This is a genomic window from Enterococcus sp. UD-01 (genome assembly GCF_044909655.1).
Taxonomy (GTDB): Bacteria; Bacillota; Bacilli; order Lactobacillales; family Enterococcaceae; genus Enterococcus_L.
The window spans coordinates 15223-29932 of the sequence record NZ_JBIYEU010000021.1; the positions used below are offsets into that span (position 1 = coordinate 15223).

Consider the following 14710-nt stretch of genomic DNA (forward strand, 5'->3'; position numbering starts at 1 on the left):
TGCAGTATAACTTGAGTTTGAGGTGAAGAATGTTGAAAAAGTTTATCAAGGATGATTTTTTTAGTAAAGGACACATATTTACAAAAATACGACAGTCCTTATTTGCTATTATTATGTGGATTCCCGTACTTCTGCCTATTTTAATCACAGCCAATTCAACAGTTTTCAGAAAAGTGAAGGACCAATTTTATAGATGGGATTATCGCGGTGGGTTTGTACTATATCGAAATTTAACAGCTGAATTGGTTTTCTTTCTGATTGCTGTTGTTATTATCGCATTTCTACTTGCGCATCGTAACAACTATCGCATGGAACATTATTACAAGCAAAAGAAGATGTATGATGAAGCGAAATTAGAACAAAAAGCCAAAGCTTTAGAAGCTATCTATACAGAGCGTTTTGGCGATCAGACATTCAGAGAAAACGTCACTTATTATTCGGTGGCGCCAGAGAAAAATCTGGCAGACGACTTGGTTAAAGAAACCTTTCGACAATTGGAGGAATCAAAATAATGAGCTTTCTTAATTATTTATTATCCTTGCTGGTTCTTTATCCGATTGTGGGTGCCTTTTGCTGGATTATCGGCGCCTTTTGTTATAAGTTTATTTATCGTCATGAAGTAACTGAGTTTCGCAAGCTTTCTACAGAGGAACAGCCATTTATCACGATCATGGTTCCGGCTCATAACGAAGAAGTAATGATTGAGCAAACGATTGAGTATCTGGCAACAGAACTGCAGTACAGCAATTATGAAATTCTAGTGGTTGATGATGGTTCAACCGACAGTACACCAGTTATTTTGCAGAAATTGCAAGCAAAATATGATTGCCTGCGGGTGATTCATATTGAGGATAACAAAGGAAAAGCACATGCGTTTAATATTGCTATTTCTTTTGCTAAAGGAGAGTACATTTTAAGTAATGATGCAGACACGATTCCTGAGCCGAATGCACTGCAGAAATATATGAATTATTTTATGACAGAAGAAGGTCAAAATATCGCCGCTGTCACAGCGAATATGGATGTTCAAAACCGAACGCGGATTATTGAAAAATCGCAAACAGTAGAGTTCTCCAGCATTGTCGGTACAATTAAACGCGGCCAAATGGGCACTTTAGGTACAATGTACGCTTATAGTGGCGCGAATACCTTGTACCGCAAGCAGGCTGTATATGATGCCGGCTTATTTCGTCAAGACCGAGCGACAGAGGACATCAGTATCTGCTGGGATCAGCAATTTAACGGTTGGAAAGCTGTGTTTGCCCCTGAGATCATGTTTTATATGAATGTGCCTAGCTCGCTTAAAATGCTTTATCTCCAACGTAAACGTTGGGCAAAAGGCGGAACGGAGGTTTGGCTGACTAACTTCAAAAAGGTTTTTAGCCACCCTATTCAGAATTTAAGTAAGGTCGTCATGTTTGTCGATCAAACACTAAGTATTATTTGGAGCTTCTTTTATGTTGTTACTATGCTGTTGTTTCTGATTTCGGTCGGACATTTTGTGCTTACGCACAGCTATGAACATGTGCTTTACGTTATGGATTTGGTATTTATCTTTGTTACTTTTGAAATGCTTGCTGGGTTTCTACAGCTAGTTGCTGCTTTGCTGTTGGATGATAACGGGCAAAAATTGAAATATCTTTTCTTTGCACCTTTTTACATGCTGTGGTACTGGCAGATGAATGCACTAACGATTGTTACGACCTTTATTCCCGCAGTAAAAACGATTCTTGGCTTTGGTGTAGGTACGTGGAAAAGTCCGGAGCGAACGAAAATGATAAAGTAGTCACTGAAACAAAATACGAGTGTCACTTCAAAGGGGCGTAATTAATGAGTATGAAACAATCAGTCATGAGGGCTACAGCTCTCATGATTATTTGTTTTACGCTCTTTAATATAACCTAATAATTGGTAGAAAGTAGTAAGCTAAAACGTTCAGCAGAATATACAATATGTTTTTTAATTTTATTCAAATAAAAATATTAAAAATTAAGTTATTAAAACAAATTATTTGTGATTATTTCTAATGTTTTGGTTTTGGAAATATTCTTTTTAGTGAAAATGTTTGCTTATTAAATATAATATATTTATATGTTTATGCGCTATTTTCGTTGAAATGAATTGTTTCATCCTGTTTTATTTCCGTGTTGACATTATTTTATCGTTATTTTATAATTATCAAGGTAGCTTTTAAAAGGTTGTTGGAAATGTTTCATTTTAATTTAATTATGTTTTTATTATATAATAATTATATCTTTTTGAAGATTTATATCGGTTTAATTGTGGATTATACGTATTAAATCTTCAATGATAGACCCATCTAACGCAAGTCAACGATTTTGTAAATTCCTCGTATTTTCTCCTTGTAGTTCTTTCCTTTAACCTCTACCTAATAAAATCAATATGAATAAAAAGAGCGGAGTTGTGTATTGTGAAGAAATTTTTGACGTTAAGTTTAATATCAACCGTTGTTTTAAGTGGTCTTGCACCTAATTTGGCTTATGCCACAGAAGAGCAACAAGCAGGCGAACAGTCGGAAACAGCAAATTCAGTGATTCAATCAGAAGCGACCAGTGAAAGTACTGTGGATTCTACAGAAGTGCAAGAACAAACAACTGATTCATTGTCCGTTGAACAAGAAGTGCCAGTAACTGCTCAGAGTTTAAGTACCACTGATAATAGTGAAATTGAAGTGCCGAAAAAGGCAAGAGTTGCATCTGCTTCGCGGGCAGTCACTTTTCCGACTACAATTGCCAAAATTTTTCCAGATCCAAATTTAGCCCTTTATATGGCAAGCTCAAATGGATTGGATATTCCGATTGATGAAGAAATTACACAAGATGTTTTGACTAATTGGCTTGGGAATTCGTTGGCGATGACTGGGACAAACAAGGATCATTATTTCGAACTGACTCCTATATGGGGAGACATTCAATCGCTAGAAGGCTTACAATATTTGACAAATATTCAAGAGGTGAGATTATCATTAAGTGGGGGAAACGTTGCATCAGGTGATCTTACTATTTTAGAACAGATGCCGCAGCTAAATAAAATTGATTTAGATGCTGACTCGCTAACAGATAACAGTTTAACAGTACTTGCTCAATTGCCTAACTTGAAGGAATTAAACTTGACTGCCAATCTTACTGATTTAACACCGATGAATCAACCTAATGTTCAAATAGAAAAACTTAATATCAGCCATAACCCAGTCACTTCCTTGGAACCGTTACGGGCAATGACAAAATTAAAAGAGTTGGATTGCTCGCAGACTGGAGTAGCTGATCTTGTTGGGATCGAATCCTTGCCGCTTGAACGATTGAATGTTGCGATGAATACTTCCTTAAGTGATATTTCAGCAGTGGCGACTATTAAAACATTGAAAGAGCTTAATGCTAGTTTTTGTAACATCACCGATATCACTCCTGTGGAAGCTTTAACTTCTTTAAATGTATTAGCACTAGCAATGAATAAAATAACTAATATTGATCCGGTAAAAGATTTAGTGAACTTGGAGTATTTGGCATTAGGCTATAATCAAATCTCCGATATTACTCCTGTGCAAAATTTGGTAAATATAAAAGATTTAGCCTTTGAAAGCAATCAAATCTCAGACATTAAAGCCCTGAAAAATATGACACAGTTGGTAAATATCGGTTTAACAGGAAATAAGGTATCAGATATTCGTCCATTAAAAGGCGCAGCCGATACGCTTGAACAAGCATATTTAGATCAAAATAAGATTTTAGATTTTAGTGTATTTCAAAGTAGTACGAGTGTTGTTTTAGGAGCAGATCAGGAAATACATGTAATCGGCAAAAGAACAGGTGAGCAAATTGTATTAACAAACCCTGCCCGCAGTACAGACGGCTCCATTTTAAAACCTGTTTCAATTTCAGATAACGGGACTTACGATGAAGCAACTAACCAAATTACTTGGACAAATATTCCAGCAGGCACTGAAGTATCCTATACATTTGACCAAGTAATTGGAGATTTCAATGGACTAGAACTACGTTTGAGCGGCACGGTCTATGTAGACGGAAGCGAAGATGATGTTCCGCCAGTCATCACAGCGGACGACAAAATCAGCTATGAAGTGAACAGCACAGTGACAGCAGATGATTTCTTAAAAGGAGTTCATGCGGCCACGGACGATGGCTCACCAATCGAAAGTGACTTCGACCAAGTAGTGGATTTAACTACACCGGGAAACTATGAAGTGACATTAACAGCGAAAGATGCAGCAGGAAATGAAGCAACACCGGTAAAAGTAACGGTAACAGTAACACAAGCGCCGGACACAACTGCGCCAGTCATCACAGCGGACGACAAAATCAGCTATGAAGTGAACAGCACAGTGACAGCAGATGATTTCTTAAAAGGGGTTCATGCGGCCACGGACGATGGTTCGCCAATCGAAAGTGACTTCGACCAAGTAGTGGACTTAACTACACCGGGAAGCTATGAAGTGAAATTAACAGCGAAAGATGCAGCAGGAAATGAAGCAACACCGGTAAAAGTAACGGTAATTGTTTCTGAACCGACAAAAGATCCGGATGGTGACCAAAATATTGAAGATGATAAGCCTGTTCCGCCAGGTGATTCGGAAGAACCGAAAGACCAGCCCAAGGATAGCTCAAATGATGAGCCGAAGAATAATACAAATGATCCTTCTTCAAATCAAAAAACAGAGGAGCCTGTGAAGTCAACCGACACTCATTCTAATGGATCAGTTTCGGCAACAAATCATCAATATCATACCAGCTTGCCTAACACAGGAGAAGCTCGTTCGACTATGTACACAATTTTCCTTGGGGTGTTTCTATTAGCCGGCAGCTTTTATGGTTTCTTTCAAAAGAAAAAATACTTGAAAAAGTAAATAATTAAAATGCAACGAAATCACTGGATGGTAAACTACCATTTTACATCCGGTGATTTTTTTGTCATTTATAATTGACAAAAGCAATAACGTAAGCTAAACTATTTTTGTCATATATACAAGACAGTTTTGAGAGGTGTGCTATGAACAATATCAGAAAATACAGAAAATTAGCTGGGATATCACAGGCGGAATTAGCGAGAAGAATTAAGGTTGCCCGCCAAACCATTAATTTGATCGAAAACGACAAATACAATCCGTCACTTGAATTATGTATTCGCTTAGCTAAAGTATTGGGCACCGATTTAAACACTTTATTTTGGATAAATGAGGGGGAAGAATAGTGAAAAGTTTAGACAATTATTTATTAAAACGATATGTAGGCTATGTCAATGAGCGTGATGAATATCAAAAGTCTAAAATTTATCAAACGTTGGCTAATGCTAATCTATTGACGATGTATCTAATCAGCTTATTTATGTTGATTAGTTTGGGTTGGGATGCGATGCATCAGCAGTTTACGTTGGGAACGATCCTACTGTTTCTCGCGCAGCAGATAAATTCGTACTATATTTTATTCAAGATGAGAAAATACCAACTGGCCCACTCGGAATTCTATGATGAAGCTTCCTATCAAGCTGCTGCTAAAGGGCTCAAAAGAAAGGCGGTTTGGGCCGGTGCTAATTGGGGGATTATCATGTTTGTAATGATGAATTTTGTCTTTCCAGCTCTGGGAAAAGAACCGATTCACGTGACGTGGATAAGCGTAGCGATTTATGTAGTTACCGGCGCACTTTTTGGTTCAACAATGTATGCACTTGCGAGAAGTCAATTAAAATTAATTAAGGAAGAATAAAGGAGAAGATAGGATGAAACTTGCAAAAATGAAGCAAGAAGAGTTTAATGAATATTTAAAAACAGCCGTTTCAGAATACGCACAAGACAAAATTAAAGCAGGAACCTGGGAAGAAGCAGAAGCGTTACAGCTGGCGCAAAATAGCTTTGATGAATTACTGCCGGAAGGACCACAAACAAAAGATAATTATGTCTTTTCTATATATACATCAGAAATCGGCGAGCCAATCGGACTGATCTGGGTGAAAGTGACGGCGCAAAAGGGCTTCATTTACGATTTTATGATCGCAGAAAAGTATCGTGGCCAAGGTTTTGGCAAACAAGCACTGCTTGAAATAGAAAAATGGGCAGCGGAGCAAGGTCTGGCAGAGCTAGGATTGCATGTGTTTGCGCATAATCAAACCGCTTATGGATTGTATAAAAAAATGGGCTATCTGGAAACGGATATTACCATGGTAAGAAAGATAAAATAAATTTACTACTTTAATAAGAATTTGTGAAAAAGCCTCCGTTCCATTATAATAATACCGACAGAGGTGGTGGGAAAATGAATACTAAAGAAAAAATGTTAGAGCTGATTAAAAAGAAACAATCCGGCGGCAGAGTCAGCCAAATGGCGGCACCTAAAAATGATCGTAAAAATATGAGAAAAGGTCCGAAAATTTACAATAAATAGCAGAATTCTTAAAAAAACGAGCGTGAAGCAAAAGTGTTATTTACTTTTGTCTCACGCTCTAAGTACGAATAAACGGCGGGAGCAGAAGCAACTCCTTCGGAAATAAGCCGAAATTCACAAAAATTTGAAAAACAATTTTCGTGAATTCCTTCTTATTTCTCGGAGTTTAACACTTCTGTCCCAGCCTCCTTCCATATAATTAGCTTAATTCAATTCTTTTCGCAGTTTTTGAATGATTTTCTGTTTTCGGTAAGTTTAGCTTTAATACACCATTTTTAAATTCGCCGGTAATCTTGTCTTCATCCACATTTGGTAGGTAGAAGGAACGGTTGTAAGAAACCAGGCTTCTTTCTTTGCGCAAATAATTTTGTGTGTCATCTTTTTCTTCAGAATGGGATTCATGCTTTGCGGAGATGGTTAAGGTGTTGTCTGAATACTCAACAATCGTATCTTCCTTATCGCATCCGGGCATATCTGCTGTCAGTTCGTAATTATTGTCATTTTCCTTAATGTCTACTTTAGGCACATTGGAAAAACCAAAGAAATCGTTAAACGCCGGACTAAACACATCATGAAAATCAGGAAACATATCACGCATACTTGGAACATTTGCCATAATGAATCATCCTTTCTAAAAAGTATTTATTGCTTTTACACTTCTGTATTAATACTTTTTTGCTAAAAATGCAAGTAAAATGAATTTTCAAGCATCAATGCGTTACACTAATAAGTACAAAGAAACCAAAATGAAGGAGCAGACCGACATGCAAACACAAGAAGAGCTCCAAGCAGCAGTGAAACAATTCCTCACGCAGCATCAATGTTTAAAGACCTATGATCATTGTTTGGATGTGGGCAACTATGCATTTGAGCTAGGTAAGAAGTTTTTAAAAGATCCTTATAAAGCACAGATTGCGGGCTATTTACATGATATATCGGCTATCTATCCAAACGAAGAACGTATTTCTGTTGCCAGAAAAATGGGGCTTGATTTATATAAAGAAGAGTTGGATTTTCCGTTGATTATTCATCAAAAAATTTCTAAGGAAATGGCGCTGCGGCAATTTGGCGTTACTGATTCGGAAATTCTCTCTGCGATTGAATGCCATACAACGCTAAAAGGGGATTATTCGGCTGTGGATCTAGTTGTGTTTGTGGCAGATAAAATCAAATGGGATCAAGCGGGGAAGCCGCCTTATTTAGATGGTTTATTGCAGGCGTCAGCTTTTTCTTTGGAGCAGGCAGCGGCTTATTATATTGATTATTTGCTGAATCATGAAATTAAAGTCCTGCACCCTTGGCTGTTGGCGGCGCATCAGACTCTGAAGCAACGGTTAAAATAGTTGATGAGGTTCGAGTATTTGAGTTAAAAGACCTTTACCTGTTGAAAAATTTGATTTTGCTTGTTGCTGAAGTCGCCGTTTATGTCTATACGTGTTTAGAGCGTAAAACAAAAGTGTGTTTCATTTTTTGTTTTACGCTCTTTTCGATTTTTATTCTTCTGTGGAGCGCTGTGAGTGATTTTGTTGAAATTCTGTTAAAATCTGCCGCACTTCATCTGTTGATTTTGTATTCATCAAGGTTACCCGCAGATCACTTGCTCCGGGGAAGCCTTTTACGTATATTTTGAAAAAGCGATGGAGACCGACAATAGAGCGCGGAATTAACGGCGCATACTGATCCTGTAAATCAAGCTGCAGCTGCAGCAGACCTAGTAATTCCTGCGGTGAGTGTTCTCTTGGTTCTTTTTCGAAAGCATAAGGATTTTTGAAGATACCTCGTCCGATCATAATGCCGTCTACGCCATATTTTTCTGCCAGCTCTAAACCTGTCTGACGATCAGGAATGTCGCCGTTAATAGTAATTAGCGTTTGCGGGGCAATTTGATCGCGCAGTGCAACAATTTGCGGAATCAGATCCCAATGTGCAGGAACCTTACTCATTTCAGCTCTTGTGCGTAAATGAATGGATAGGTTAGCGATATCCTGTTTAAGTATATGAGTGATCCAGCTTTCCAGCTCACTAATTTCATTATAGCCAATTCGCGTTTTAACACTTACCGGCAGGTTACCGGCTTTTGCTGCGGCGATTAGTTCCGCAGCTACTTCCGGTCTTAAAATTAAACCGCTGCCTTTTCCACGTCCAGCAACGTTTGGAACCGGACAGCCCATATTTAAATCAATACCTTTAAAGCCCATTTCAGCTAAGCCTAAGCTCATTTCTCGGAAAAATTCTGGCTTGTCACCCCAAATATGAGCGACCATTGGCTGTTCATCTTCAGTAAAAACTAAACGTCCACGCACGCTTTCTTTACCATCTGGATGACAATAGCTGTCGGAGTTGGTAAATTCAGTAAAAAAAACATCCGGTGCGCCGGCTTTTTTCACCACATGTCGAAACACAACATCCGTCACATCTTCCATTGGTGCTAATATGAAAAAGGGCTTCGGCAGCTCTGCCCAAAAATTATTTGTCATTTTTATACTCTCCACTCTCTACTTAATTGCTATCCAGCATTATACTAAGAATTACCGAAAGAATCAAAAAAGAAATTTACTATGCTTGTTAAATCAATTAATACAAATGATTGCTTGACACTACATAGATATTTATCTATATTATAATATAGATAAATATCTATGTAAGGAGGCGGACTGTTTAAAATGAACTATGAAAAAACGTCATTGATACTCAAAGCCATGGCTGATTCTAAAAGACTGCAGATTATTGATCTTTTGTCAGGCGGTACCTTATGTGCTTGTGAGGTATTAGAGCATTTTGATTTTACACAGCCGACGCTTTCTCATCATATGAAAGTGTTGGAAAAAGCAGGCATCGTTTCGGTAAATAAGCGCAGTCAATGGCATCACTATACCTTAAGAGCCGACTTTGTTGAAGAATTTATGTCGTCAATGACCTTGTTGCTTGCAAAAAGTCCAATGACAGAAAGCTTCCAAGAACCAAATGATCAACTCATTGATAAGGAGATAGTGATTAAATGACCTATGCATTAGAACTAAAAGAATTGAAAAAAGTCTATTCGACTGGCGTCCAAGCCCTGCGCGGGATTGATTTAACCGTAGAAGAAGGCGACTTTTATGCATTGCTGGGACCAAACGGCGCCGGTAAATCCACGACCATTGGAATTATTACATCACTGGTTAACAAGACATCAGGTAAAGTAAAGGTTTTTGGCTATGATTTAGATACGGATTTAGTTCGGGCGAAACAGCAAATTGGCTTAGTTCCGCAAGAATTTAATTTTAATCCGTTTGAAACTGTCCAGCAAATCGTGGTGAATCAGGCTGGTTATTATGGTGTTTCCCGTAAAGAAGCGCTTAAACGGAGTGAAAAGTACCTAAAGCAATCTAATTTATGGGAGAAACGTAACGAACGTGCCCGGATGCTTTCCGGCGGTATGAAACGTCGTTTGATGATTGCTCGAGCTCTAATGCATGAGCCGCGTTTGCTTATTTTGGATGAACCAACTGCTGGTGTGGATATTGAATTAAGACGTGAAATGTGGGAGTTCCTAAGAGAATTGAATGAAAGCGGCACAACGATTATTTTGACGACACATTATTTAGAAGAAGCAGAAATGCTGTGCCGTAATATTGGCATTATTCAATCGGGTGAACTGATTGAAAATACCAGTATGAAATCACTTTTGGCAAAGCTGCAGTTTGAAACCTTTCTTTTTGATTTAGCGCCTTACGAAAAAGCACCTGAAATTATCGGGTATAAAAATCTGCTGGAAGATGAGTTGACGCTGGCTGTAGAAGTTGAACGTAATCAAGGAATTAATGGAATTTTTAGGCAGCTTACAGAACAGGGGATTAAGGTTCTTTCCATGCGCAATAAGTCTAATCGTTTAGAAGAGCTGTTTTTAAAAATTACAGAAGAAGATCATCAAGTGGAGGAAAAAAATGTCTAATCTTTATCTTACAGCGTTAAAAAGCTTAGCAGTCAAAGAAACAAACCGTTATTTGCGGATTTGGGTTCAAACACTGGTACCGCCAGTGATTACAACCTCTTTGTATTTTGTTATTTTCGGAAAAATGATCGGCGGGCGAATCGGTGACATGGGTGGGTTTTCTTATATGGAATTTATCGTGCCCGGCTTGATCATGATGTCTGCGATTACCAGCTCTTATTCTAATGTATCCTCTTCCTTTTTCTCACAAAAGTTTCAGAAAAATATTGAAGAATTATTAATTGCGCCGGTTCCAACCCACGTAATTATCTGGGGCTTTGTGATCGGTGGAGTTGGTCGTAGCGTCTTGGTTGGTGCATTAGTTACCATGATTTCGTTGTTTTTTGTGCCGCTGCATGTTTACTCTTGGCTGATTGTTGTTGTCACCTTATTGATGACCGCTATTTTATTTTCATTAGCCGGCTTATTAAACGGTATTTTCGCGCAATCCTATGACGATGTGTCAATTGTGCCAACGTTTGTCCTACAGCCGTTGACGTATCTTGGCGGCGTCTTTTACGCGATTTCCATGCTACCGCCCTTTTGGCAGGCTGTTTCAAAAATCAATCCGATTGTTTATATGATTTCCGGCTTTCGTTTTGGCTTTTTAGGCACTACCGATGTTCCTATCGCAGTTTCTATGACTATTTTAATTTTATTTATGGTTGTTCTTTATGCTATTTGTTGGTATTTAATCAACAAAGGTCGCGGCTTAAGAAGCTAAAGATGTAAAACAGACAAGATGAAAAAGAGCTTAACTCTTTTCATCTTGTCTGTTTTTTAATAGAAGAATGGCGGTACCAATGAAGAAAATACCCATCAAGGCTGGAAACGAATGACTGACAAGGATATACAGTTGCCCGCCAATGATCGGACCAATTACTCTGGATAAGGCTTGAATACTCTGGGCGCTGCCTTGAATAAGTCCTTGCTCACTATCATTCACAGATTTCGAAAGCAGACCATTAAAGGCAGGACCGAAAACAGCATCTCCTATCCCGAAAAATACAATCCCGAAAATAAAAACTGGAGCAACAACAGTAACCGAAGATAAAGCAATCAAGGCATAGCCGATTAACTCGCTACTCATGCCTAGAAGCATAATCTGCTGATCAGACAGCTTTACAAGCAACCGCGGCATAATCAACACTTGTGAGAAAATATCTAGCAGGCCAATGATTGAAAAGGTGAAACCGATCAGTAGCGGCTGCCATGCGAAGGTATCTATTGAAAATTGGGAGAAAATGGCTTGGAGAGAACCGTTAGGCAACCAAAGTAAAAAGCCGGCAACTAATAATCGTTTAACTGAATGAAAAGAGAAGACACTTGTTAATTGTACGAAAGGGTTAAGTTTTTTTAGGGCAAGTACAGATGACCGCTGCCTTTTTTTTAAGCTTTCCGGCATAAATAAATAGCCGTACACCGCATTTAAAAGGGAAATAACAGCGGCAACGTATAACGGAACACTGTCTCCGAAAGTAGCCAGCAATCCGCCAAGCAAAGGGCCAAGCGCGGTGCCTGCACCTACTAAAGCGCTGATCCAGCCAAAGTATTTCGTGCGTTCTTTTACAGGAGTACGATCAGAAAAATAAGCAAAAAGAGCTGAAATCTCGCCGCCGGTTACGCCTTCGATTATACGTCCTAAAAACAAAACCCACAGCGTACCACCCAGTCCTAAAATAAAATACCCTAAAGCAGAGCCAGCTAAGCTACCGATTAATACAGGACGTCGTCCGTAGTGATCACTCAAAGCACCTAAAACAGGAGCGGCTAAAAAAACGGCAAATGCATAGACGGACATTAATAACGTAACAGCTGTTGCCTGTTGATTAGGGTGTTTTACATAAGTAGCTACTAAAAATGGCAACACTGGACTAACAATAGTTAAACCTAAACCAGTTAAAAAAACAGAAATAAAGCCGAATATTAATGCATGTTTATTTGATGAATATGACATAAAAAACCTCTTTTTTCGAATTTTAGTTTCCTTGGAAACAAAATGAGTGTACAGCTTTATTGTTTCTTTGTCAACAAAAAAAGAAGATTTTCCACAGATCAATTTTTTAGCGTTTTTCCTTAAGCAGCCTTTTTAAATGCTGACGGTAACGTCCGATAAACCGAAAAATAGTGTCGAATTCTTCTTTTGTCATTTGCTGAAAAACCTCCTGGTCGCGCTCTAAAAAAGAGTGATGTAGCTGCTGATGAATCGCATTGATTTTTTCACCGGCAGGCGTTAAGCGGAAATAGATTTCTTTTTTATTATGTTCATGCTGATAGCTTTCAATCAGCTCCTTAGCTACCAGCTTTTTCGTTAATTTGCTGATAGCACCACGTGTCATATAACTGGCTGCTGCAAGCTTAGTGACATTTACTTCTGGAATCAGAGCGATATGTTCAATCACTTCAACCTCATTCAAGGTATAACCTGCTAAAGCTGATTCCAGTTCTGGTTTGTTAAGCCAAATAATTTCATTGGATAAATCCATTAACTCACTCATTAATTGCTGTCTTTTGTCCATTCACGTTCTCCTTCGCTTTTTATTTAGTATAATTATTTTTTGTTTCTTTTGCAACAAAACAATTTTATGTTGAACTTTCTTTTTAACAGGCTTGTTTAGTTATTTTGAGCAATGGTAACGGCAGTTGCACTGGCTGTTACAATAATCAGCATAATATCAGAATTAATCATTTGATTGTAATTTATATTTAAAGCGACTAAAGCATTTGCTTGGCGCTGTTCCGCTTGTTCAATAAGGTCATTGAGGGCTTTTTTACGGGCTTCTTCGTATTCTTTTGAATAAGTAGTTGATTTGCCGCCAAATAGCCCTTTAATGCCGCTAATCGCGTCCTTTACAATGTTGATGGAAATTACCTGTTCGCTAAAAAGGGCACCTTTCGTTTCAGTAATTTGGGTTTGCGCAAAAGTTTCAGTCGTTACAATTTTCATCTCGATCGCTCCATTCCATATAGTACCAATGTTTATTTTTAATAAGTTGCTGTGTCAGCAAACTAGTTCGTTGCTTTTTCTTTATAAAGTGTTCCCTTTGGTAAAAAGCCAGTGCCCGCTGATTATTCTGGGCGACGTAAAGTGTTAAAGGTCGTTGGTGCTTACGTGCCAGTGCTTTGCAATGTGCGATTAACTGCTGACCTATGCCTTTGCTCCTGAATTTTGGCAAGACAGAAATAAAATCAATATACAGTTCGGTTTCCTTCACAGGATGTGAGAGGAGTGAGAGCAAAAAAGTCACTTTGATTCTGTCGACTATTGAATAATTATGTTTCAGTAAATGCTTTAAATAGTAATAGGTGTCGTTCTTCTTGGCTAAATAGAAGCAGCCTCCAATCCCACGTGGTGTATCAGCAAGAAAAATCTGGTCTGCTTTTGTTAAACAAAGAAACTGGCTAAGCGTGGAAGCGATGCGGTGTGCTTCCTGATCCGAAAACAAGCACGTCGTAAATTTGCTTTTAAAGCTTTCATAAATAAGTGCGGTCACCTTCTCCTCGATATCATGACCAGTATAGTCAGAAGCAGCTTTAATCGTTATGTTCATAGATGAACCTCCAAGGTATAAACGGTAATATCGTTGTAAGCTAAAGCACATAAAATATTCTCATAAAGCAAGAGCTGTAGTTTTGAACTGTCGCGTTGAAAAAAAAGCGGATCTGCTAAAAATTGTTCAGTTGCCGTAGTTACATCTGCTTCATCCTTCACTGCAAAACTTTTACAAGCATAAGTACCAGCTGGAAAAATAAAGTCCGCGTTTGACGGATCGCTTCTAAAGCAAGGAACAGGCACTTGATCTGACTGGACATAAAAAAGTTCGTCAGGTTGTACAACATCGTTTTTCACCATTGTCAAAAGATCCGGAGACTCCTGTTTTATAAAGGCAGCAGGTAGCTGTTGAAAGCAGCGTTCTCCTCTTTCGAAAAAGACAAATTCATCAAGCCGATACTTTTTCTGTGCAGAAAGAATGTTGCCCACGGTCTCTTTAATAGCTGTTAATTCATCGATTTGTTCCTGCAGAGCTGTTTCTGCATTTTTTAAAGTAGCTATGTTATTGGGCGCAGACAGACTGGCTTTGATTTCTTTAATAGAATAACCAATATTCCGAAAAACAACGATCTGATACAGTTTGTAGACATCCGCTTCGTTAAAAAAATAATAGCCGTTTGCCGGATTTTGTTTAGGTGTTAACAATCCTTTATCGATGTAATAACGAATCGTGTATTTGGAAAGATTAAATAATTGAGCGAGTTCTCCTGTGGATAAATGGTTCATACTTGCACCTCATCTGTTCGTTTGTTTTAGTATAAGCCGTGTAGC

Annotated in this window: 18 protein-coding genes; 11 read left to right on the plus strand and 7 right to left on the minus strand. The window is 38.4% G+C overall.

Annotated elements, in window-relative coordinates; translation table 11 throughout:
- Nucleotides 1-29 precede the first annotated feature (29 nt).
- The 7 genes from ABH902_RS14125 (at nt 30) to ABH902_RS14155 (ending at nt 6413) form a co-directional block, all read left to right on the plus strand.
- A complete protein-coding gene (locus tag ABH902_RS14125; protein WP_404591777.1) occupies nt 30-512 on the plus strand; it encodes a hypothetical protein in 483 nt (160 codons plus the stop codon).
- Entirely contained in the window at nt 512-1786 is a 1275-nt protein-coding gene (locus ABH902_RS14130; RefSeq protein ID WP_404591778.1) for a glycosyltransferase, read from the plus strand. The genes ABH902_RS14125 and ABH902_RS14130 overlap by 1 nt, the downstream gene beginning before the upstream one ends.
- 645 nt (nt 1787-2431) lie before the next feature.
- Nucleotides 2432-4882, plus strand: coding sequence for a LapB repeat-containing protein (locus ABH902_RS14135; RefSeq protein WP_404591779.1), 2451 nt, complete (start codon nt 2432-2434; stop codon nt 4880-4882).
- 143 nt (nt 4883-5025) lie between these two features.
- The gene (locus ABH902_RS14140; RefSeq protein WP_404591780.1) at nt 5026-5226 is read left to right on the plus strand and encodes a helix-turn-helix transcriptional regulator; all 201 of its coding nucleotides are present in this window, start codon (nt 5026-5028) and stop codon (nt 5224-5226) included.
- The gene (locus ABH902_RS14145) at nt 5226-5738 is read left to right on the plus strand and encodes a DUF3278 domain-containing protein (protein ID WP_404591781.1); all 513 of its coding nucleotides are present in this window, start codon (nt 5226-5228) and stop codon (nt 5736-5738) included. The genes ABH902_RS14140 and ABH902_RS14145 overlap by 1 nt, the downstream gene beginning before the upstream one ends.
- A gap of 13 nt (nt 5739-5751) precedes the next feature.
- On the plus strand, nt 5752-6210 hold the full coding sequence (locus tag ABH902_RS14150; RefSeq protein WP_404591782.1) for a GNAT family N-acetyltransferase: 459 nt from the start codon (nt 5752-5754) through the stop codon (nt 6208-6210).
- Between the two features lie 74 nt (nt 6211-6284).
- Nucleotides 6285-6413: a hypothetical protein gene (locus ABH902_RS14155; RefSeq protein WP_404591783.1), complete on the plus strand. Its 129-nt coding sequence runs from the start codon at nt 6285-6287 to the stop codon at nt 6411-6413.
- A gap of 199 nt (nt 6414-6612) precedes the next feature.
- Here the strand turns inward: ABH902_RS14155 and ABH902_RS14160 are convergent, their stop codons facing one another.
- Entirely contained in the window at nt 6613-7029 is a 417-nt protein-coding gene (locus tag ABH902_RS14160; RefSeq protein ID WP_404591784.1) for an Hsp20/alpha crystallin family protein, read from the minus strand.
- Nucleotides 7030-7177: 148 nt separating this feature from the next.
- Between ABH902_RS14160 and yqeK the strand changes: the two genes are divergently transcribed.
- Nucleotides 7178-7756 (plus strand): bis(5'-nucleosyl)-tetraphosphatase (symmetrical) YqeK, encoded by a 579-nt coding sequence (gene yqeK / locus ABH902_RS14165; protein WP_404591785.1) that lies wholly within the window; start codon nt 7178-7180, stop codon nt 7754-7756.
- Between the two features lie 150 nt (nt 7757-7906).
- Here the strand turns inward: yqeK and ABH902_RS14170 are convergent, their stop codons facing one another.
- Nucleotides 7907-8890 (minus strand): tRNA dihydrouridine synthase, encoded by a 984-nt coding sequence (locus ABH902_RS14170; RefSeq protein WP_404591786.1) that lies wholly within the window; start codon nt 8888-8890, stop codon nt 7907-7909.
- 186 nt (nt 8891-9076) lie between these two features.
- On the opposite strand from ABH902_RS14170, the gene ABH902_RS14175 reads away from it, so the two are divergent.
- The 3 genes from ABH902_RS14175 to ABH902_RS14185 are packed head-to-tail and all read left to right on the plus strand — an operon-like array spanning nt 9077 to nt 11110.
- Nucleotides 9077-9415 carry an ArsR/SmtB family transcription factor gene (locus ABH902_RS14175; RefSeq protein WP_404591788.1) on the plus strand — a complete coding sequence of 113 codons (339 nt, stop codon included), beginning with the start codon at nt 9077-9079 and terminating at the stop codon, nt 9413-9415.
- Nucleotides 9412-10347, plus strand: coding sequence for an ABC transporter ATP-binding protein (locus ABH902_RS14180; RefSeq protein WP_404591790.1), 936 nt, complete (start codon nt 9412-9414; stop codon nt 10345-10347). The genes ABH902_RS14175 and ABH902_RS14180 overlap by 4 nt, the downstream gene beginning before the upstream one ends.
- Nucleotides 10340-11110 (plus strand): ABC transporter permease, encoded by a 771-nt coding sequence (locus ABH902_RS14185; RefSeq protein WP_404591792.1) that lies wholly within the window; start codon nt 10340-10342, stop codon nt 11108-11110. The genes ABH902_RS14180 and ABH902_RS14185 overlap by 8 nt, the downstream gene beginning before the upstream one ends.
- A gap of 30 nt (nt 11111-11140) precedes the next feature.
- On the opposite strand, the gene ABH902_RS14190 is transcribed toward ABH902_RS14185, so the two are convergent.
- The 5 genes from ABH902_RS14190 to ABH902_RS14210 all read right to left on the minus strand — a co-directional run bounded on the left by ABH902_RS14190 (nt 11141) and on the right by ABH902_RS14210 (nt 14665).
- A complete protein-coding gene (locus ABH902_RS14190; RefSeq protein WP_404591794.1) occupies nt 11141-12343 on the minus strand; it encodes an MFS transporter in 1203 nt (400 codons plus the stop codon).
- A gap of 106 nt (nt 12344-12449) precedes the next feature.
- Nucleotides 12450-12905, minus strand: coding sequence for a MarR family winged helix-turn-helix transcriptional regulator (locus ABH902_RS14195; protein ID WP_404591796.1), 456 nt, complete (start codon nt 12903-12905; stop codon nt 12450-12452).
- Between the two features lie 95 nt (nt 12906-13000).
- Nucleotides 13001-13333 (minus strand): YbjQ family protein, encoded by a 333-nt coding sequence (locus tag ABH902_RS14200; RefSeq protein WP_404591798.1) that lies wholly within the window; start codon nt 13331-13333, stop codon nt 13001-13003.
- Nucleotides 13314-13937, minus strand: coding sequence for a GNAT family N-acetyltransferase (locus ABH902_RS14205; RefSeq protein ID WP_404591800.1), 624 nt, complete (start codon nt 13935-13937; stop codon nt 13314-13316). Before ABH902_RS14205 ends, ABH902_RS14200 begins: the two co-directional genes overlap by 20 nt.
- On the minus strand, nt 13934-14665 hold the full coding sequence (locus tag ABH902_RS14210) for a MerR family transcriptional regulator (RefSeq protein WP_404591802.1): 732 nt from the start codon (nt 14663-14665) through the stop codon (nt 13934-13936). Before ABH902_RS14210 ends, ABH902_RS14205 begins: the two co-directional genes overlap by 4 nt.
- Nucleotides 14666-14710 lie beyond the last annotated feature (45 nt).

Coding starts and splice junctions, on each gene's coding strand:
- ABH902_RS14125 (WP_404591777.1), top strand. CDS start 30: ATGTTGAAAAAGTTTATCAAGGATGATTTTTTTAGTAAAGGACACATA.
- ABH902_RS14130 (WP_404591778.1), top strand. CDS start 512: ATGAGCTTTCTTAATTATTTATTATCCTTGCTGGTTCTTTATCCGATT.
- ABH902_RS14140 (WP_404591780.1), top strand. CDS start 5,026: ATGAACAATATCAGAAAATACAGAAAATTAGCTGGGATATCACAGGCG.
- ABH902_RS14150 (WP_404591782.1), top strand. CDS start 5,752: ATGAAACTTGCAAAAATGAAGCAAGAAGAGTTTAATGAATATTTAAAA.
- ABH902_RS14155 (WP_404591783.1), top strand. CDS start 6,285: ATGAATACTAAAGAAAAAATGTTAGAGCTGATTAAAAAGAAACAATCC.
- ABH902_RS14160 (WP_404591784.1), bottom strand. CDS start 7,029: ATGGCAAATGTTCCAAGTATGCGTGATATGTTTCCTGATTTTCATGAT.
- yqeK (WP_404591785.1), top strand. CDS start 7,178: ATGCAAACACAAGAAGAGCTCCAAGCAGCAGTGAAACAATTCCTCACG.
- ABH902_RS14170 (WP_404591786.1), bottom strand. CDS start 8,890: ATGACAAATAATTTTTGGGCAGAGCTGCCGAAGCCCTTTTTCATATTA.
- ABH902_RS14175 (WP_404591788.1), top strand. CDS start 9,077: ATGAACTATGAAAAAACGTCATTGATACTCAAAGCCATGGCTGATTCT.
- ABH902_RS14180 (WP_404591790.1), top strand. CDS start 9,412: ATGACCTATGCATTAGAACTAAAAGAATTGAAAAAAGTCTATTCGACT.
- ABH902_RS14185 (WP_404591792.1), top strand. CDS start 10,340: ATGTCTAATCTTTATCTTACAGCGTTAAAAAGCTTAGCAGTCAAAGAA.
- ABH902_RS14190 (WP_404591794.1), bottom strand. CDS start 12,343: ATGTCATATTCATCAAATAAACATGCATTAATATTCGGCTTTATTTCT.
- ABH902_RS14195 (WP_404591796.1), bottom strand. CDS start 12,905: ATGGACAAAAGACAGCAATTAATGAGTGAGTTAATGGATTTATCCAAT.
- ABH902_RS14200 (WP_404591798.1), bottom strand. CDS start 13,333: ATGAAAATTGTAACGACTGAAACTTTTGCGCAAACCCAAATTACTGAA.
- ABH902_RS14205 (WP_404591800.1), bottom strand. CDS start 13,937: ATGAACATAACGATTAAAGCTGCTTCTGACTATACTGGTCATGATATC.
- ABH902_RS14210 (WP_404591802.1), bottom strand. CDS start 14,665: ATGAACCATTTATCCACAGGAGAACTCGCTCAATTATTTAATCTTTCC.